This is a genomic window from Pseudomonas fulva NBRC 16637 = DSM 17717 (assembly GCF_000730565.1).
In the GTDB taxonomy this organism is placed as follows: domain Bacteria; phylum Pseudomonadota; class Gammaproteobacteria; order Pseudomonadales; family Pseudomonadaceae; genus Aquipseudomonas; species Aquipseudomonas fulva.
Map to the genome: position 1 here is coordinate 137,541 of NZ_BBIQ01000002.1, position 17,740 is coordinate 155,280.

Here is a 17,740-nt window from a genome sequence, read left to right on the forward strand (position 1 = left end):
GTGGGCAATCAGTCCTGCAGCCACTCCTGCAGGGTGAGCTCCACGGTGATGAAGGACAGGTTGCGGCCCCGTTGCAGGCAGCCGGCAAAGAGCTTGCCATCGGCGTCGGCGAGCACTGCCTGAAGGTGGCTTCGGCCGGCGATGACCTCACCGCTCAGGCTGAGGATCTCGATACCGGGCCCGGGTACATGAATGGCTTGATGTCCGCGCTCACCGTGGTAGCGCAGTTCGCCGTCGATCAGGCTGCCCAGCCCGCCACGGACCACGGCGCAGGCGATGCCGTGGCTGGCGCAGAGGGCTTCGGCGCTGTCGATCACATCTTCGTTGGGCTTGAGGCGGGCGACCACCAGCCGCCCGAGGCGGCCTTGCTGGACCTGCGAGGTAGTCGTGGACAGGGCAGGTGTCATGAGGCCTCCTTGATCACAGGGTGCAGCAGGTTGAAGTGGGTCTCGGTGTCAGGCTGCACCTGGTAGGCGACGTGCTCGAACAGGCATAGCCGCAGCACCAAGGGTTCGCTACCGACCACGACCCGCTGCAATACCAGGTGCCCACCGTGCTGTTGCCCAAGGCTGTCGAGCATGCCGGCGTGGCAATGCAGCAACGGGGCACCGCTGGCATCCCTGCCGACAGTCAAGGCACCGCTGATGAACGTCACAGGGCCTGTGAGCTCCACGGGCTTGCCATAGTCGTAAGGGCGTTGGCTGTCGCTCGTGGTCACCATGCGGTGGTAGGCCAAGGCGCACGCGCTGCCCCACAGCACGCGGCCGACCGCGCTCTGGTAGCGACAGCGCTCGAGCACCGCCAGCAGGCTTTCGGCCACCTGGCTGCCGGACGCAAGCTCCACGCGCAGTTCCTGGCTGCACGCCACTTCACAGTCGAGCAGCCGGGGTAGGCGGGCCGGGCCTGCGTGCTTGAAGTGGCGCACCCCGCTGCGCAATTCGAAATGGGGCCTCATGCCGATTGCTCCGTGCCAGTCTCGAGCAACGTGCGGATGTGTTTCTTGACGATCTTGCCGTAGCCGGACTTTGGCATCTCATGCCAGCGCACGAACTGCTTGGGCCATTTGTAGCGCGCCAGACGCGGCTCCAGGTGCGCGAGCAGTTGCTCATCGCTGACCTCGGCCGTGGTAACGATCACCGCGCAACCGCATTCGCCCCATTTGTCGTCTGGCATGCCGAGTACGGCCACTTCGTTGACGGCAGGATGGGTCAGCAACGCTTCCTCCACTTCGCGTGGATACACGTTCGAGCCACCGGAGATGTACATGTCCGAGGCGCGCCCGGTGATGAACAGGTAACCGTGCGCGTCCACATGCCCCAGATCGCCGGTATGGAACCAGCCATGGCGGAAGCATTCGGCATTGGCCTGAGGGTTGTTGTAATAGCCGGCGAACACGGCCGGGCCGCGCACGCAGATTTCGCCGTCCGTACCCGTGGGCAGCTCGTGGCCTTTGTCGTCGAGAATGGCCACCTGCATGCCGGTGCGCGGGTAGCCGCAGGAACCGACCTTGGCCTGGGGGCCATCGTCGGCATCATGGCAGTCGGCGGGCAGCACCGTGATGTTGCCGGTGACCTCGCCAAGGCCGTAATACTGGACCAGCACCTTGCCCAATGTGCGCAGCGCATGGCACTGGTCCGCGCGGTACATGGGGGCGCCTGCGTAGATGACGTAGCGCAGACTGCTGTGATCGTAACGGCTGATGGCCGGGTCTTCGGTGAGCATCTTGACGATGGTCGGTACCGTGAACAGGTTGTCGATACGGTGCTGCTGCACCAGGCGCCAGGCCTCGTCGCAGTCCAGCCGGTCCCCGACAGGGAGCACGCAAGCAGCACCCCGGGCTACGTTGACCAGTGCATGAATACCGGCCCCGTGGGACAAGGGGGCCAGTACCAGCGAACGTGACTGCTGGCTCAGGCAGGGCATCAGGTCGGCCAAGTGGTTGTTGACCACGAATGCCATTTGCCCGTGGGTCAGTACCCCTGCCTTGGGGTGCCCGGTGGTGCCCGAGGTGTAAAAGAACCAGAGCGGGTCGTTGTAGTTCACCTCGGCAGGGCGAAACCCTGGCTGAAGCTGGGCGCCTTCATCGAGCAGGGCAGCGTAGGCCAGTTCACCCGGGCGTGGCGCCGCCATGGCAATCACGGTCTGCAGTGCCGGTGATGCCTGTCGCACAGCGTCCACATAATGGCCGAAACCTTCGTCGTAGAGCATCGCTACTGCGCCGCTGGAACTGCCCAGGTAGGCGGCTTCGGGTGGGGTGATGCGCACATTGGTGGGCACCCAGACCATACCCAGGCGAAAGGCCACCCAGGCACTTTCGAACAGCGGCAGGTTGTTGCGCGAGTGCACCAGCAAGCGGTCGCCCTTGCCCAAGCCGCGTGCACGCAGCGCGGCAGCGATGCTGTCAACACGGTGCAGCAGTTGGCGCCATGACACCTGGTGATCGCCGCGAATGAAGCCTGGCAGGTCAGGCAAACGCCTAGCCACCTGGGCCAGCAACTCCCCCAGGTTCATGACATTGTCGATTCCGTTCATCGCACGCTCTCCAGAATGCTCACGTAGTTGGTCACGGCGGCCCCGCCCATGTTGAACACGCCGGCTCGGTCTGCGCGCGGCAGTTGCATGTCGCCGGCCTGGCCGGTGAGCTGCATGGCCGCCATCACGTGCATCGAGACGCCGGTCGCACCAATGGGATGGCCCTTGGACTTGAGGCCACCGGAGGGGTTGATCGGGAGCCTGCCGTCCTTGCGGCTGACGCCGTCGGCGATTACCCGTGCGCCTTGACCGCGTTCGGCCAGGCCCATGGCCTCGTATTCGAGCAGTTCGGCGATGGTGAAGCAGTCATGGGTCTCCACCAGGGACAGGTCTTCCAGCGTCAGGCGCGCCTGGCTCAGCGCCTGCTGCCAGGCACGTGCAGCGCCTTCGAATACCGTGGGGTCGCGCCGTGACAATGGCAGGAAGTCGTTGACCTGGACGGCTGCGCGAAAGCGAACGGCCTGGCCGCTCCCGGTGGGTTGATCGCCCCGGCTGATCACCAGGGCGGCCGCGCCGTCGCTGATCAGTGAACAATCACTGCGCTTGAGGGGCCCCGCCACGAAGGGGTTCTTGTCCGAAGATGTGCGGCAGAAGTCGTAGCCCACGTCGCGGCGCATGTGCGCATACGGGTTGAGCGCGCCGTTGGCGTGGTTCTTGGCGGCGATCATGGCCAGTGCGTCGGACTGATCACCATAGCGATCGAAATAGGCGCTGGCGATGTTGCCGAACACCCCGGCAAAGCCGTTCTCGATGTTGGCTTCTTCGGGCGTATAGCAGCACTTGAGCAGGATCTTCCCCACCTCGGCCGTGGGCAGGCTGTTCATCTTCTCGAAGCCCACTACCAGGGCATGGCGCGATTGTCCGCTCAGCACGGCGTGCAAGGCCGAGTGAATCGCCGCTGAACCGGTGGAGCAGGCGTTCTCCACGCGCACGGCCGGAGTGAAACGCAGTGCTGGCAGGTGATTGGCGAGCAGGGCGGACGGGAAGTCCTGGTAGAGAAAACCTGCATTGAAGTGGCCGACGTGTACCGAATCGATCTGCTGTGCATCGAGCCCTGCGTGATTCAGGGCGCCGAGGGCCGCGTCAGCCATCATGTGCTCGGGGTCGATGTCGGGAAACTTGCCGAAGGGGGCGTGGTACCAGCCGTTGATGAGGGGTGAATGCATGAGAGTAATCCTCGCTCGGGGTTGGCGAGGTCGAGGGCAAGAACGGTGCCAGGCCTGCGGCAAGCGCTCTGCCACGCGCATTCGTGGCACGTTCGACGGTGGCGACGGGTAGCGAGCACGTGCTACAGGTGTCGCCTTGACTTGGCAAGCGACACCCAAGGGAGACACCTGTTACACACTCAGGCAGTGGCGAGATGCCCACTGGCACAGCAAGACGCGTCAGTGGATTTTATTTAGCATTTTAAAATCAAGCAGTTAAGCGCGTATGGCGGATGCCCACTACGCTACACCGTACATCCGCTTGAGTGTGGCACCTCTATTGCAACGTCATCTGCACCATCGCCGTATCCCACTCGATCAATAAGAACAAATAGGTCAGGAGAGCTTCATGAGCGATTTCACCCGCCGTTCCTTCATCAAGACGGCCTCCCTGGCATCGGCGGCCGTTGCCGCTGCCGGCCTGGGCCTCTACAGCACTGGTGCCCGGGCTGCCGACTTCAAACTCAAGTTTGCCAACAACCTGCCCATCAGCCACCCCATGAACGTGCGCGCCCGGGCCATGGCCAAGGCCATCAAGGAGGAGACCAACGGCGCCTTGGTGGTGCAGGTATTTCCAAGCAGCCAGCTGGGCAGCGACACCGATACTCTTGCCCAGGTGCGCTCCGGGGCGGTCGATCTGTTTTCCCTCTCGCCCGTGATCCTGGGCACCATGGTGCCGTCGGTGCAGATAAGCGCCGTAGGCTTTGCGTTCAAGGATTACCAGCAGGTGTGGAGCGCAATGGACGGTGCCTTGGGTGAGCATGTGCGCGCTGAGATCGCCAAGACCGGCACCCTGTTCGCATTCGACCACATGTGGGACAACGGCTTTCGCGTTACCACCACCAGCACCCGACCGGTCGCGAGCCCGGACGACTTGCGCGGCATGAAGCTGCGTGTTCCGCCCAGCCCGATCATCATGTCGATCTTCCGCGCTCTGGAAGCTGCGCCGACCAGCATCAACTTCGCCGAAGTGTATTCGGCCTTGCAGACCCGGATCGTCGAAGGGCAGGAAAACCCCATGACCCTGGTATCGACGGCCAAACTTTACGAAGTGCAGAAATATTGCTCGCTGACCAACCATGTGTGGGATGGCTTCTGGATGCTCGGCAACAGTGCCTCGATCGGGCGCCTGCCGGCGGATATGCAGGCGATCCTGCGCAAGCACATCGACGCGGCGGTGATAGGCCAACGCCAGGACCTGGCCAAGCTCGAAGGCAGTACCCGCGATACCTTGAAAGGACAAGGCCTGGAACTGGTCGAGGCGCCTGCCGATCCGTTTCGCGACAAGCTGCGCAGTGCCAATTACTACGCCGATTGGCACGACAAGTTCGGCGACCAGGCCTGGAGCATCCTTGAACAATACGCCGGGAAGCTGGCGTGATGCGCGCGCCAGCGCTTCCGGCCTCCACCGTTTCGCAGCGCCTGCCGGCCCGGGTGCTCATCTGCCTCAACCAGTGGGCCATGCGCCTGGTGGGCGTGATCGCGGTTGCCCTGATGGTGATCGAGACCTGCGTGCTGCTGGCCGGCGTGATTGCCCGCTACGTGCTGCATAGCCCATTGATCTGGTCCGACGAACTGGCCTCGTCGTTGTTCATCTGGCTGGCGATGTTCGGCGCCGTACTGGCGCTGGACCGCGGCGAGCACATGCGCATGTCGGCGCTGGTCAACAAGCTGCCGCAGGCCTGGCGCGGTTTCAGCGAAACCTTGTCGGCGCTGATCGTCTGCCTGTTCGTGGCGATGATCATCTCGCCGGCCATGCAGCATTCCCACGAACAGATGTGGATCACCACCCCGGCGCTGGGCATTCCCGATGGCGTGCGTGCTGCGGCGCTGCCCGTTGGAGCGGTGCTGATGCTGCTGGCGGCCGTCGCGCGCATGGCCCGTTATTCGACCGTGCGCCAGTTCATGGCCGGGTTGGCAGTCGTGGCTACGGTAGCCGCCGCTTTGTGGCTGGCGCAGCCGGTACTGGCAGCGATGGGCAACTACAACCTGGTGGTGTTCTTCCTGGTGCTGCTGGGCGCCTGCGTGTTCGGCGGCATCCCCATTGCCTTTGCGTTCGGCACGGCGACCATGGCTTACCTGGCCCTGGCGACCCACGCGCCCCTGTCGATCGTGGTCGGTCGCATGGACGAAGGCATGTCGCACATGGTCCTGCTGGCCGTGCCGCTGTTCGTGTTGCTGGGTGTGGTGCTGCAGTTGTCGGGCATGGCCCGCACGCTCATCGACTTCATGGCCTCGCTGCTGGGGCACGTGCGTGGCGGTCTGCAATACGTGCTGTTGGGGGCGATGTTCCTGGTGTCGGGTATTTCAGGGTCGAAGGTTGCCGACATGGCGGCAGTGGCCCCGGCGCTGTTTCCTGAAATGAAGCGGCGCGGATCCAAGCCTGAAGAGTTGGCAGCGCTGTTGTCGGCCACAGGGGCGATGACCGAGACGATTCCGCCAAGCTTGGTGCTGATCACCATCGGTGCGGTGTGCAGCGTGTCGATCACGGCGCTGTTCATTGGCGGGTTAATGCCTGCGGTGGTGGCCACCCTGGCCATTGCGGTGGTGTGCTGGTGGCGCTCGCGCAAGGACGAAGCGCCGGCGATTGCGCGGGCACCCTTGTCCCGCGTGGCCAAGACGTTCCTGGTTGCCCTGCCGGCTCTGGCGCTGCCGTTGCTGATCCGGGTGGCGGTGCTGGAAGGGGCGGCCACCGCGACCGAAGTCTCGACCATCGGTGTGGCCTACGTGGTGCTGGTGGGGCTGGTGATGCACCTGTTCATGCGCCATATCGAATGGCGCCGGCTGTACCCGATGTTGCTGGAAGCGGCGGCCTTGTCCGGGGCGATCCTGCTGATCATCGGCATGGCCTCGGCGATGGCCTGGGCGCTGACCCAATCGGGCTTCTCGCAGTCGCTGGTAGAACTGATCGAGGACATACCCGGCGGGGTGATGGGGTTCATGGTGGTGACCATCCTCACCTTCCTGATTTTGGGCAGTGTGCTGGAGGGTATCCCGGCCATCGTGCTGTTCGGCCCGCTGATGTTCCCCCTGGCCGAAATGCTCGGCATCCACCCGGTGCACTACGCCATGGTCGTGATCCTGGCCATGGGCATCGGCTTGTTCGCACCGCCTTTGGGTGTGGGTTTCTACGCTGCGTGCGCCATCAGCAAGACGTCATCCGATCATGTCATTCGCCGCGTCTGGGGGTACCTCGGGGCGTTGCTGGTGGCGCTGGTGATCGTTGCCTGTTTCCCGTGGATTTCCATCGGTTTCCTTTAAGAGAGCGCTGACATGAGCCAATTTGCGAAAAAGACTTTGCCTGCAACTGCCGTGGGCCGCGTGGCGCTGGTCACCGGTGCGGCCATGGGGATCGGCGCGGCCATCGCTGAACGCCTGGGGCATGATGGCCACACGGTGGTGGTGGCCGACATCGACCTGCAGGCTGCCGAGCTCAGGGTGGAGGGGTTGCGCGAGCAGGGCATCGATGCCTTGGCACTGGTGATCGACATCGGTGATGCAGCGTCGATCACGGCCTTGTTCGATGAGCTGCGCGCGCGCTGCGGGCGCTGTGATGTATTGGTCAACAATGCCGGTATCGCTCGCACCCAGTCATTTCTGGACACGGACCTGGAAGGCTGGCAGCGGCTGATGAACGTCAACCTGACCGGCACACTGCTGTGCAGCCAGCACGCTGCGCAGGTGATGCGCGAACACGGGTGGGGACGCATCATCAACGTTGCCTCCATCAGCGGCATGCGGGCGAGCATGGGGCGCACCGCGTATGGCACGTCGAAGGCAGCGGTGATCGGCCTGACCCGGCAGATGGCCATCGAACTGGCCGAGCATGGCATTACGGTAAACGGCATTGCCCCGGGCCCGGTGGACACGCCCTTGACGCAGACACTGCATTCTGCGGCGACACGCGAATCCTATGCCCGTGCGGTGCCTTTGCGCCGTTATGGCACACCGGCGGAGATGGCGGGGGCGGTGGCGTTTCTTGCGTCCGATGATGCGTCCTACATCAGTGGGCATGTGATCCCGGTGGACGGGGGGTTCATGGCGTCCGGGATTCTGGAGATTTGAGCGGGGGCTGCCGAGCAGCCCCAGGATTTCGGCCTCACATGACAATTCGCCGGCTTCCAGATCAGTTCCTCACTGCTCTGCGCCGCGTTGCGCCTCATCCTCTCGAGTCGCCTGTTCCCCGGCTTGCAGGGCCGTCTCGACGAAGGTGGCAATGCAGGGGTTGTGGTTGTCGGCCTTCCACACGGCCACCACTTCGATGACCGGTGCTTCGCGCAGGGGCCTGAAGCTGGTGCTGGCCAGGCGCATGTTGCGCATCGACCGGGGGACCATAGCCACCCCCAGGCCTTCGCCCACCAGGTTGACGATGGTCTGCTGCATGTTGATCTCAAGGCCGATGTTCGGGGTGACCCCATGCTGGAGGCAGTAGTTGCAGATCATGTCATGCAGGGCAGGAGCAATACGCCGTGGCACGATGATGAAGGTTTCACCGGCAAGCTCACGTGGCTCCACAACGGTTTGCTCGGCCAGGCGGTGGCCGGGCGGCAGTACCAGGGTCATTTCCTCGCGGTATAACGTGACGGTTTCCAGGCCCGTGCAGTCCTGAGGCCGGTACATGATCGCTACATCCTTGTTGCCGCTGGTGATGTCCTGGGCCAGGTCCAATGGCAGCGTCTCGGTCAATTTCAAGTTCACCTGGGGAAACAGCGCGGCATAACGGCGGGTGATCGCCGGTGTGATGCTGTAGGCGGTGGACATCATGAACCCCACGGAAAGCGCCCCCGCCGCACCGCGCGCGGCGGCCAGGGCATTGCGCTTGGCTTGCTCGAAGGCGGCGAACACCGTGCCGGTGTCGAGGTAGAAACGCTGGCCGGCCTCCGTCAGCTCGACCCTGCGCCGTGAACGGTCGAACAGCTTGACCCCCAGCTCTTCTTCCAACAGCGCGATCTGCCGCGACAACGGTGGCTGTGAAATATGCAAGCGCTCGGCCGCGCGGCCGAAGTGAAGGGTTTCGGCCAGCGTGCGGAAATACTGCAGATGCCTCAGCTCGATCATGATGCTCTCGAAGGTATCAGTCGATGCATGATTATGTATTGGAAAATATAACTGCGCCTCCCTAATGTGAACCGTGCAACGTCATTCGGCCCAGGCGGTGTCACAAGCCCGCCCGTCGACATAGTCAAAAGCTATAGAACAAGAAAAAAGGTGACGCTAATGACCGCTTGTAACCCTGCCGTGCGTGCGCCCCAACCCGTCGTGGAGGCGTGCAACATCGCTCAAGACAGTGACCCTGGAGTGCGCCAGGCCTTCAACCGGGCCTTGCGGCTGATGGAGCGTGGCATCGCCGTACTGATCCGCGGAGAGACCGGTACCGGCAAGGAAATCCTCGCCCGCGCTCTGCATGCACACAGTCAGCGCCGCGCGGCGCCATGGGTGGCGCTCAATTGCGCATCCATTCCCGAAACCCTCATCGAAAGCGAGCTGTTCGGCTACAGCCGCGGGGCGTTTTCGGGTGCTCTGCCGGGCGGCAAGAAAGGCAAGGTTCAGCAAGCCGATGGCGGCGTGCTGTTTCTCGATGAAATCGGCGACATGCCCCTGGAACAACAAACGCGCCTGCTACGGGTGATTGCCGAACGTGAGGTGACGCCCCTGGGTGCCGAGCGCAGCATCCCGGTCAACTTCGCACTGGTCTGCGCGACGCACCAGGACCTCTCGGCGCGTGTTGCCGAGGGCAGTTTCCGCGAGGACCTGTTCTATCGCATCGCCACAGGCGTAGTGCAGTTACCGCCGCTGCGCGAGCGTCAGGACCGTGGTGAGCTGCTGTGCAACATGGTGGCCCATGAGCTTCCAGGCTGTGACCCTCGCCAGGTACTGGCGCAGGTGTGGAGTTTGCTGATGGCCCATACCTGGCCTGGGAATCTGCGCCAGATGCGGGCGGTCGTGCGCTACGCCTGCGCAGTGATGGAAGGCCCGCGTATGCTGCGCAGCGACCTGCCGCTGGACGTTCTCGAGCAGTGCCAGGCCCCGGCTGCGTTGCCTGCCAACATCACGCCCATCCGCCGGGCGGCCCCGTCAGGCGATGAGCGCAGTGACGTGTTGCACGCTTTGCAGAGCTGCCACTGGAACATGTCGGCGGCGGCCCGCGCTCTGGGGATTTGCCGGCCCTCGTTGTACCGGGTGATGCGCCGGCTGGACATTCCCCCGCTCAAGGAGCAATTAGCGCTCGGCGCCTGCGGCACCGCCTGATGCCCTGACCCTCCAACACCTTTGACGACCGCCTGCTGCCAATGAGCAGGCGCGCCTGGCTGCGGCCACTTTCGATGGATGACGATCATGAGCACTCCCGTTGTGCATGCTGCACTCAATTTCACCCTGACCGGCCGCACGGCCCTGGTAACGGGCGCTGCCCGTGGCATTGGTCATGCGATCGCCATGGCACTGGGCCAGGCCGGTGCACGAGTAGGGGTGTGCGATTTGGATGCCGAGGCGGCCGAGGCGGCTGCGGCTCGGTTGCGAGAAGTCGGGATCGAGGCTGTTGGGGTGGGAGCGGATGTTGCCGATGAGGCCCAGGTGCAGGCTATGGTGGGCCAGGTGCAAGCTATGTTGGGAGGGGTCGACATCCTGGTGAACAACGCAGGGATCGTTTCGACCGGCCCCTTGCTGGAGGTCACCACTGCGGAATGGAACCGGGTAATGGCCATTGACCTGAACAGCGTGTTTTTCTGCGCCAAGGCCGTGCTGCCGGGCATGATGGCGCGCCAGAGTGGGCGCATCATCAATATCGCGTCGGTGGCAGGCAAGCGTGGGGGGGGCTTGCTGGGCAATAGCTGCTACGCGGCAGCCAAGGGCGCGGTGATCGCGTTGACCAAAGGGCTGGCGCGAGAAGCCGGCCCCTATGCCATCACCGTCAATGCCGTGTCGCCGGCGCTGACCGACACCGAGATGACCAGCGCGCTAGCGCCTCAGGCCAGGGCCGAAGTGCTCGCACAGATGCCGCTTGGCCGCGCCGGCACGCCGCGCGACATCGCCGCCGCCGTATGCTTCCTGGCCTCGCGGGAGGCCGGGTTCGTGACCGGCGAGATCATGGACGTCGATGGCGGGTTCATGCGCGACTGATGCCATCTGGCCAGGGCACAGGCTGATTCAGCTCCCACCCCATATACCCTTCCCGGGCAAGCGAGCGCGATCGTGGGGCAGGCTGAAGTCCAACAGCGGCCCCTTTGGCACGATCCCGTTGGGGTTGATGGTGGTGTGGCTGAGGTAGTAGTGGTTCTGGATGTGCTGCATGTTTACCGTGTCGGCTACCCCTGGCCATTGGTACAACTCCCGCAGCCAGTGGGTCAGGTTGGGGTAGTCGCTCAGACGGCGCAGGTTGCACTTGAAATGGCCGTGGTAAACGGCATCGAAGCGTACCGCCGTGGTGAACAGGCGTACGTCGGCCTCGGTGAGGTACTCGCCTGCCAGGTAGCGATGTCGGCTGAGCACGTCTTCGAGGTGATCCCATTCGCTGAACACCTCGTCGAAGGCCGCTTCGTAGGCCTGCTGTGTCGTCGCGAAGCCGGCGCGGTAAACGCCGTTGTTGATCGCCGGGTAAATGCGTTCGTTCAAGGCGTCGATGTCCGCTCGCAACGGCTGCGGGTAGAAGTCGAGCAGGTTGCCGGTCAGCGAATTGAAGTCATGGTTGAACATCCGCACGATCTGCGCCGACTCGTTATTGACGATGCGGTTTTCGTGCTTGTCCCACAGCACCGGCACCGTCACGCGGCCAGTGTAATGGGGATCGTCCTGGGTGTAGCGCTGGTGCAGGTACTTGAGCCCATCGAGGTGATCGCCGGATGAGCCGTTCTGGCGGTCGAAGGTCCAGCCGTCACCTTGCATCAGCCAGCTGACCACCGAGACGTCGATCAGCGGCTCAAGGCCTTTGAGCGCGCGCATGATCAGGGTGCGATGCGCCCAGGGGCAGGCCAGCGAAACGTACAGGTGGTAACGACCTGGCTCGGCGGCAGGCAGCGGGTTGCGCCGCTGCGAGTCTTCACGCTTGAACGCGCCGTCCTTGCCGTTTTCATACCACTGGTCATGCCAGCGACCGTCGACCAACAGGCCCATGATGAGCTCCTTAACAAAAGCGATTTGTCGTTGGAGCTCAGTCTAGAGAAAGACGTTCGAACCAATAGCGCAAAGAGTGGGGCGGTATGATCGGTTAAATCGATCGATCGCGATCAGCCCACCACCCTTGCGCGTGGGCAAACGCCTGCTCGCGGTCTTGCCCCAACCCACGAAGCGCCAGCGCCATTGTGGCCAGCACCGCTTTTTGGGCATAGCTGTCTTCAACTTCACCACGCCAGAAGGCCAGCATGTGCTCGGGCTCAAGCGATGCCGGCTTGACGTGCCGACGCTCGCTCAGCGCGGGCCATTCTTCGCCCCAGGCCTTACCGTCAGTGGTGCCGTAGAGATGGCTGATGACATCCGGGTTGATCTCGATTTCGCCACCGTCACCTTTGATCACTACCGCGTGATCGCCCAATAACCGACTGGCCTCGCGGTGTACGGCCTGGTAACCCGGGTGGAAGATGCTCTGCAGGCCACAGCGTGCGCCGAGCGGGTTCAGCACCCGTGCGAGGGAATGGATCGGCGAGCGCAGGCCCAGGGTGTTACGCAGGTCGATCATGCGCTGAAGTTGAGGCGCCCAGTCCTGCAGTGGGAAAAAGGCCAGGTGGTGATGGTCCAGGGCTTCACTGACAGCCTGCCAATCGCGGCACAGGGGAATGTGCAACAGCGCGAGCAGTTGCTCGCTGTACAGGCGGCCTGCGGTGTGCGCGCCGCCACCGTGCATCAGGATACGCACCCCATTGCTGGCCAGACACTTGGCTGCCAACAGGTACCACGGCAAATGGCGCTTCTTGCCGGCATAGCTCGGCCAGTCGATGTCCACTGCAATGGCAGGCGCTTGCAGGTGCGCGCGCAGCGCTTCGGTGAAGCCGGCGAGCTCTTCTGCGCTTTCTTCCTTGTGCCTTAGCAGCATGAGGAAGGCGCCCAGCTGCGCGTCTTCGACTTTACCTTCCAGCAGCAAACCCATGGCGGCGCGGGCTTCTTCGCGTGTCAGGCCGCGCGCGCCACGCTTGCCTTTGCCAAGGATGCGTACGTACTCGGCGAAGGGGTGTTCAGCGGGGGTTTCCAGGGTCAGTGGGCGAGGGCTGGTCATATGCAATTGGTCGGCTTGGGCAGGCCCGCCAGCTTGGCGGCAAGTTTGGCGGGAGTGCCATTGAACAGGCGATTCAGATGGGCGCTGTTGCCCTTTTCCGGGCCCAGCTTGAGCGCTGCGTATTTGATCAGCGGGCGCGTGGCGGGCGAGAGCTGGTACTCCTGGTAGAACGTGCGCAGCAATGACAGGATTTCCCAATGGTCAGGCGTCAGGGCGATGCCTTCGCGGGTGGCCAAGCCTTGCGCGGTGGCCGGTGACCAGTCCTCAAGGTTGACCAGAAAGCCGTCCTTGTCCAGGGCAATGGCCTTGCCTTCGATATCGAGCGTGTTCATAACCAGCTGTTGACCTTGTCATGGTGCAGGGACAGCGCAACGAAGCCTGGGTAGTCGACCGTCGTTGCCAGCGAGGAAGAAATGGCCCTGGCTTGCATGTCTTCTTCCAGGGCATAGAGGCGACCGACCAACTCGGCCTGCTCCAGCAGACGCAAAGGCTCGCTGCCCGAGAGCAGGGCGTAGACCGCATCGCCACACAGCAGTACGGCGTCTTCGCTGCCCAGCAAGCGCAGGCAGCTGTGAAGGCGTTCGTCACCAAACGGGGAGTGGGCTATTACATGCAGGGTTGTCATCAGAGCGTCACCACTTGGTCGAACTGTGCGATCAATGCCGCAAGCTGCGCATCGTCGAGTACCTCTACCGGCAGGCCAAGGCTTGCGTGGGCCATGCCGCGCCGTGCCAGGCTGTGGCCACAGGCGTATAGCGCGTCCACGCCGAACATGGGCAATGCCTGCAGGTTCGCCGCCAGGTTTTTTTGCTCAAGGGCGGCGGGGTGCTGGTCGCAGGCAAGCTGGAACACGCCATCGTCCAGAAACAACATGCCCAGCGGCAGATCGAAGGCGCCGCCGGCCAAGACGATATCCAGCGCTTCGCGAGCAGACAGCCCGCTCCAGGGCGCCTGGCGACTGATGATCAACATGGACTTGGCCATTCAATCGCCTCCAAAGCAGATCAGCCGGTCGGCCGTTTGCGCGGCTTCATGCAGCTGACCGAGCCCGGACAGTTCATAGGGTTGCTGCAGGTTCACGGCAGGGCGCTGATAGCGGCTGGCTTCGCGTTCGTCCAATACGCCACGGCGCAGGGCAGCGGCGATGCACACCACCGCATCCAGCTGGTTGGCCTGTAGGAACGTGCGCCATTGCTGCGCGATGTCCTGTTCGTCCTGAGGGGCTACCACATTGGATGAAGCACTGTGCACACCGTCCTGGTAGAAGAACAAGCGGGTGATGCCGTGCCCGGCAGCCAACGCTGCCTCGGCAAAGCGCAGCGCCCGGCGGGAAGCGGGCGCCTGTGCGGGGGAAAACACCGCGATAGCGAATTTCATGGCGAACTCGTGCTATGGAATCGCGCCATGATAAACAAAAAGGCCTGGCTGCTGCAGGCCTGTGGTCGTCAGGCCTTCTCCTTGCCCTCAGGCAAGAACCAGTTCAGGACCAAAGCACAGATGCCTCCGGTGGCAACCCCCGACTCCATCACATTGCGAATCGCCGCTGGCATATGGGCGAGGAACTCGGGTACCTGTGCCACGCCCAGGCCCAAGGCCAGCGATACGGCGATGATTAACAGGGCGCGGCGATCGAGGCGGGTGCTGGCCAGGATATTGATACCCGAAGCTGCCACGGCACCGAACATGACCATGGCCGCACCGCCCAGCACAGGCTCCGGAACCGCCTGGATCACCCCGGCAACGCTGGGGAACAAGCCGAGCAGTATCAACATCGCCGCAATCCATACACCGATGTGACGGCTGGCGATACCCGTCAGCTGAATGACGCCGTTGTTCTGGGCGAAGATCGAGCTTGGGAACGTGTTGAACACGCCAGCCAGCAGTGAGTTGGCGCCGTTGACCAGCACACCGCCTTTGATCCGTTGCATCCACACGGGACCTTCCACGGGCTGGCGCGAGACCTTGCTGGTGGCCGTCACATCACCGATGGCCTCCAGAGAGGTCACCAGGTAGATCACCAGCATCGGGATGAACAGCGCCCAGGAAAAACCGAGGCCAAAGTGCATGGGTGTCGGCACCTGGAACAGCGCGGCCTCGTGCATGCCGGTAAAGTCCAGGCGGCCTAGGTAGCCGGCCAGGGCATAGCCCGCCGCCAGTGCGATGACGATGGCGCAACTGCGCAGCCAGACCACAGGTATGCGGTTGAGGATGACGATGATTGCCAACACCACGCCTGACAGCAGCAGGTTCTCGCCGTTGGCAAAGGTCCCGTTGGCCATGGCGCCAAAACCACCGCCCATGCTGATCAGGCCGACCTTGATCAGGGTCAGGCCGATCATCAGCACAACAATACCGGTCACCAGCGGGGTGATCAGCCGTTTGACGAAAGGCAAGATGCGCGAGACGCCCATCTCGACGAAAGAGCCTGCAATCACCACGCCGAAAATGGCGGCCATGACGCCTTCTACAGGCGTGCCTTGCTTGACCATCAAGGCCCCGCCGGCAATCAGCGGGCCGACGAAGTTGAAGCTGGTGCCTTGCACGATCAGTAGGCCGGCGCCGAAGGGGCCGAAGCGTTTGCACTGGATGAAGGTGGCGATGCCGGAGATGACCAAGGACATGGACACGATCAGGTTGGTATCACGGGCAGAGACGCCCAACGCCTGGCAGATCAGCAGGCCAGGGGTGACGATGGGCACAATGATCGCCAGCAGGTGTTGCAGCGCTGCCAGCAAGCCGATGAGCAGCCGCGGCTTGTCTTCCAGACCCAGTACTAGTTCGTTGTCAGGCGCTGTCGCACCTGGGCTGTGTTCCTGTGAGCTCATTGCGCAGCGCTGCCCGTCTATAAAAAAGGAGCGCATTCTACGGGCAGAATGGGGAATGCGGTAGGGGAATGCCGGTTAGCCGCCTGTTCGACGATCATCGCCTTCGTTACCTGACTTTTAAGTCAATAAGTCTGAGCGCAGCCACCGCTTTGCGACTGTGCATGTTCGGTAGAAACGGCAGGGACAAAAAAAGCCCGCGTAGGCGGGCTTCTTCACACACGTCGTTGTATCAGTCGTCACGACCCATGATGCCGAACAGCTGCAGCAGGCTGATGAACAGGTTGTAGATCGAAACGTACAAGCTGATGGTCGCCATGATGTAGTTGCGTTCACCACCGTGGATGATGGCGCTGGTCTGGAACAGGATGCACACCGACGAGAACAGCACGAAGCCGGCGCTGATGGCCAGTTGCAGGCCGCTGATCTGGAAGAAGAAGCTGGCCACGACCGCACCCAGCAGGACGAAGAAGCCTGCGGTGATGAAGCCGCTGAGGAAGCTCATGTCCTTGCGGGTGATCAGCACATAGGCCGACAGGCCACCGAACACCAGCGCCGTCATGGCGAAGGCCGAACTGACGACTTCAGCGCCGCCGCTCATGCCCAGGTAGCGGTTGAGGATAGGGCCGAGAATGAAGCCCATGAAACCGGTGAGGGCGAAGGTGGAGACCAGGCCCCATACCGAGTCGCGCAGCTTGGCGGTGAGGAAGAACAGGCCATAGAAGCCGATGAGCACGACGAACACGTTCGGGTACGCGAACCGCATCTGCTGTGAGATGAAGGCCATCAGGCCGCTGAAAGCGAGGGTAAGTGCCAGCAGGCTGTACGTGTTGCGCAGGACCTTGCTGATCTCCTGCTGCTCGACCTGCTGGCCGTGGTGTACGGCATAATCCCGTTCGCGCATGGCGACACTCCTTGGTGAACCTGAGATATGAAACGTCGAAGATGGTAGGAGTCTACCAGAGCTCCTGCAACCCGCGACACAGAGAGTTTGACAGCGTGTTTCATTCCGGTATTATGGCGGCCGCAAAGCAGCTGGAAGCGTGGCCGAGTGGTTTAAGGCAACGGTCTTGAAAACCGTCGATGGGCAACTATCCTAGAGTTCGAATCTCTACGCTTCCGCCACTACTCTCTACAAAAAAGCCCTGACAATTCAGGGCTTTTTTGTGTCCGAACGATTTCCGCCTTTTGCCCAAGCCCTGCTCGTGTCCGTCGTTGCCAATCGCAGTACTTGAGTCACACCTCCCTCGCTCGCACCGATCCTCTCGCCCAAAGGCTACGCAATACCCATCTAATATGGCAGTGTGACTCCCCTCGTCACCTCCACAGGGACCTCCATGCAAACGCGCAAAACCGGTATCCGTGCCCAACAGGCCGACCGCACCCGGGACAACATCCTCAAGGCTGCCGTACAGGTCTTCAGCAGGGAAGGCTTCGCCGGTGGGCGCGTCGAGCAGATTTCCAGCCTGGCGAAATCCAACGACCGAATGATCTACTACTACTTCGGCAACAAGGAAAAGCTGTTCATCAGTGTGCTAGAGCACATCTATGCCAGCTTCAACCAGGCCGAAGCCGGGCTGCAGCTGGACTTGGCCAACCCTGAGCAGGCGGTGCGTGCGCTGGTGGCATTCATTTGGGATTATTACGTGCAACACCCCGAATTCGTCACCCTGCTGGCCACTGAGAACCTTCACCAAGGCGAGCATGCGCGCAAGTCACAAAACCTCAAGGCCTTGTCGGGCGAAGCGGTTGGCGTGCTGCGGCCGATCATCGACGCGGGCCAGGCGAAAGGCCTGTTTCGCGACGACATCGACATCACCCACGCCTACCTGATGATTGCTTCGCTCTGCTATTTCTATAACTCCAACCGCCATACGCTCAGTTCGTTCTTGGCCGTGGACCTGGCAGACCCCAAGGCCAAGGCCGACTGGTTGGCGTTCATCAGTGACCTTGTCCTGCGCGGTCTGCGCCGCTGA

At 62.7% G+C, this 17,740-nt stretch carries 19 protein-coding genes and 1 tRNA gene; 7 read left to right on the forward strand and 13 right to left on the reverse strand.

Annotated elements, in window-relative coordinates; all coding sequences use genetic code 11:
- Positions 1 to 8: 8 nt before the first annotated feature.
- Genes PFU01S_RS03105 through PFU01S_RS03120 form a run of 4 tightly spaced genes read right to left on the reverse strand, consistent with a single transcriptional unit; the run spans position 9 to position 3,698 of the window.
- Positions 9 to 407, reverse strand: coding sequence for a PPC domain-containing DNA-binding protein (locus PFU01S_RS03105; RefSeq protein WP_028686532.1), 399 nt, complete (start codon positions 405 to 407; stop codon positions 9 to 11).
- Complete coding sequence (locus PFU01S_RS03110; protein ID WP_027916177.1) at positions 404 to 955, reverse strand: PCC domain-containing protein; 552 nt, start codon at positions 953 to 955, stop codon at positions 404 to 406. Before PFU01S_RS03110 ends, PFU01S_RS03105 begins: the two co-directional genes overlap by 4 nt.
- Complete coding sequence (locus tag PFU01S_RS03115) at positions 952 to 2,532, reverse strand: acyl-CoA synthetase (protein WP_028686531.1); 1,581 nt, start codon at positions 2,530 to 2,532, stop codon at positions 952 to 954. The genes PFU01S_RS03110 and PFU01S_RS03115 overlap by 4 nt, the downstream gene beginning before the upstream one ends.
- Positions 2,529 to 3,698: an acetyl-CoA acetyltransferase gene (locus tag PFU01S_RS03120; protein ID WP_028686530.1), complete on the reverse strand. Its 1,170-nt coding sequence runs from the start codon at positions 3,696 to 3,698 to the stop codon at positions 2,529 to 2,531. Before PFU01S_RS03120 ends, PFU01S_RS03115 begins: the two co-directional genes overlap by 4 nt.
- A 388-nt stretch (positions 3,699 to 4,086) precedes the next feature.
- On the opposite strand from PFU01S_RS03120, the gene PFU01S_RS03125 reads away from it, so the two are divergent.
- Genes PFU01S_RS03125 through PFU01S_RS03135 form a run of 3 tightly spaced genes read left to right on the forward strand, consistent with a single transcriptional unit; the run spans position 4,087 to position 7,802 of the window.
- Entirely contained in the window at positions 4,087 to 5,118 is a 1,032-nt protein-coding gene (locus PFU01S_RS03125) for a TRAP transporter substrate-binding protein (RefSeq protein ID WP_028686529.1), read from the forward strand.
- Positions 5,118 to 6,998, forward strand: coding sequence for a TRAP transporter large permease (locus tag PFU01S_RS03130; protein ID WP_050437972.1), 1,881 nt, complete (start codon positions 5,118 to 5,120; stop codon positions 6,996 to 6,998). Before PFU01S_RS03125 ends, PFU01S_RS03130 begins: the two co-directional genes overlap by 1 nt.
- 12 nt (positions 6,999 to 7,010) lie before the next feature.
- Positions 7,011 to 7,802 (forward strand): SDR family NAD(P)-dependent oxidoreductase, encoded by a 792-nt coding sequence (locus tag PFU01S_RS03135; protein ID WP_042139069.1) that lies wholly within the window; start codon positions 7,011 to 7,013, stop codon positions 7,800 to 7,802.
- Between the two features lie 69 nt (positions 7,803 to 7,871).
- Here the strand turns inward: PFU01S_RS03135 and PFU01S_RS03140 are convergent, their stop codons facing one another.
- Positions 7,872 to 8,795, reverse strand: coding sequence for a LysR family transcriptional regulator (locus PFU01S_RS03140; RefSeq protein WP_042139073.1), 924 nt, complete (start codon positions 8,793 to 8,795; stop codon positions 7,872 to 7,874).
- A 159-nt stretch (positions 8,796 to 8,954) separates the two neighbouring features.
- Here PFU01S_RS03140 and PFU01S_RS03145 point away from each other — a divergent pair, with 159 nt between their 5' ends.
- On the forward strand, positions 8,955 to 9,986 hold the full coding sequence (locus tag PFU01S_RS03145) for a sigma-54-dependent Fis family transcriptional regulator (RefSeq protein WP_081783923.1): 1,032 nt from the start codon (positions 8,955 to 8,957) through the stop codon (positions 9,984 to 9,986).
- Positions 9,987 to 10,073: 87 nt separating this feature from the next.
- Complete coding sequence (locus tag PFU01S_RS03150; RefSeq protein WP_033695162.1) at positions 10,074 to 10,856, forward strand: SDR family NAD(P)-dependent oxidoreductase; 783 nt, start codon at positions 10,074 to 10,076, stop codon at positions 10,854 to 10,856.
- 27 nt (positions 10,857 to 10,883) lie between these two features.
- On the opposite strand, the gene PFU01S_RS03155 is transcribed toward PFU01S_RS03150, so the two are convergent.
- The 8 genes from PFU01S_RS03155 to PFU01S_RS03190 form a co-directional block, all read right to left on the reverse strand.
- Positions 10,884 to 11,846 carry a glutathione S-transferase family protein gene (locus PFU01S_RS03155; RefSeq protein ID WP_028686526.1) on the reverse strand — a complete coding sequence of 321 codons (963 nt, stop codon included), beginning with the start codon at positions 11,844 to 11,846 and terminating at the stop codon, positions 10,884 to 10,886.
- Positions 11,847 to 11,940: 94 nt separating this feature from the next.
- Positions 11,941 to 12,942, reverse strand: coding sequence for a glycosyl transferase family protein (locus PFU01S_RS03160; RefSeq protein WP_028686525.1), 1,002 nt, complete (start codon positions 12,940 to 12,942; stop codon positions 11,941 to 11,943).
- Positions 12,939 to 13,274 (reverse strand): TusE/DsrC/DsvC family sulfur relay protein, encoded by a 336-nt coding sequence (locus tag PFU01S_RS03165; RefSeq protein ID WP_023534859.1) that lies wholly within the window; start codon positions 13,272 to 13,274, stop codon positions 12,939 to 12,941. Before PFU01S_RS03165 ends, PFU01S_RS03160 begins: the two co-directional genes overlap by 4 nt.
- Positions 13,271 to 13,567, reverse strand: a complete 297-nt coding sequence (gene tusB, locus PFU01S_RS03170; RefSeq protein ID WP_027916166.1) for a sulfurtransferase complex subunit TusB — start codon at positions 13,565 to 13,567, stop codon at positions 13,271 to 13,273. The genes PFU01S_RS03165 and tusB overlap by 4 nt, the downstream gene beginning before the upstream one ends.
- A complete protein-coding gene (gene tusC, locus PFU01S_RS03175; protein ID WP_028686524.1) occupies positions 13,567 to 13,926 on the reverse strand; it encodes a sulfurtransferase complex subunit TusC in 360 nt (119 codons plus the stop codon). Before tusC ends, tusB begins: the two co-directional genes overlap by 1 nt.
- Positions 13,927 to 14,319, reverse strand: coding sequence for a sulfurtransferase complex subunit TusD (gene tusD, locus PFU01S_RS03180; protein WP_027916164.1), 393 nt, complete (start codon positions 14,317 to 14,319; stop codon positions 13,927 to 13,929). It lies immediately after the preceding gene.
- Positions 14,320 to 14,387: 68 nt separating this feature from the next.
- Positions 14,388 to 15,767, reverse strand: coding sequence for a nucleobase:cation symporter-2 family protein (locus PFU01S_RS03185; protein ID WP_028686523.1), 1,380 nt, complete (start codon positions 15,765 to 15,767; stop codon positions 14,388 to 14,390).
- A gap of 229 nt (positions 15,768 to 15,996) precedes the next feature.
- Entirely contained in the window at positions 15,997 to 16,668 is a 672-nt protein-coding gene (locus PFU01S_RS03190; RefSeq protein WP_028686522.1) for a Bax inhibitor-1/YccA family protein, read from the reverse strand.
- A gap of 133 nt (positions 16,669 to 16,801) precedes the next feature.
- Here PFU01S_RS03190 and PFU01S_RS03195 point away from each other — a divergent pair.
- Together PFU01S_RS03195 and PFU01S_RS03200 are read left to right on the forward strand one after the other, a co-directional pair.
- Positions 16,802 to 16,889, forward strand: a tRNA-Ser gene (locus PFU01S_RS03195).
- 212 nt (positions 16,890 to 17,101) lie between these two features.
- A complete protein-coding gene (locus tag PFU01S_RS03200; protein WP_027916162.1) occupies positions 17,102 to 17,740 on the forward strand; it encodes a TetR/AcrR family transcriptional regulator in 639 nt (212 codons plus the stop codon).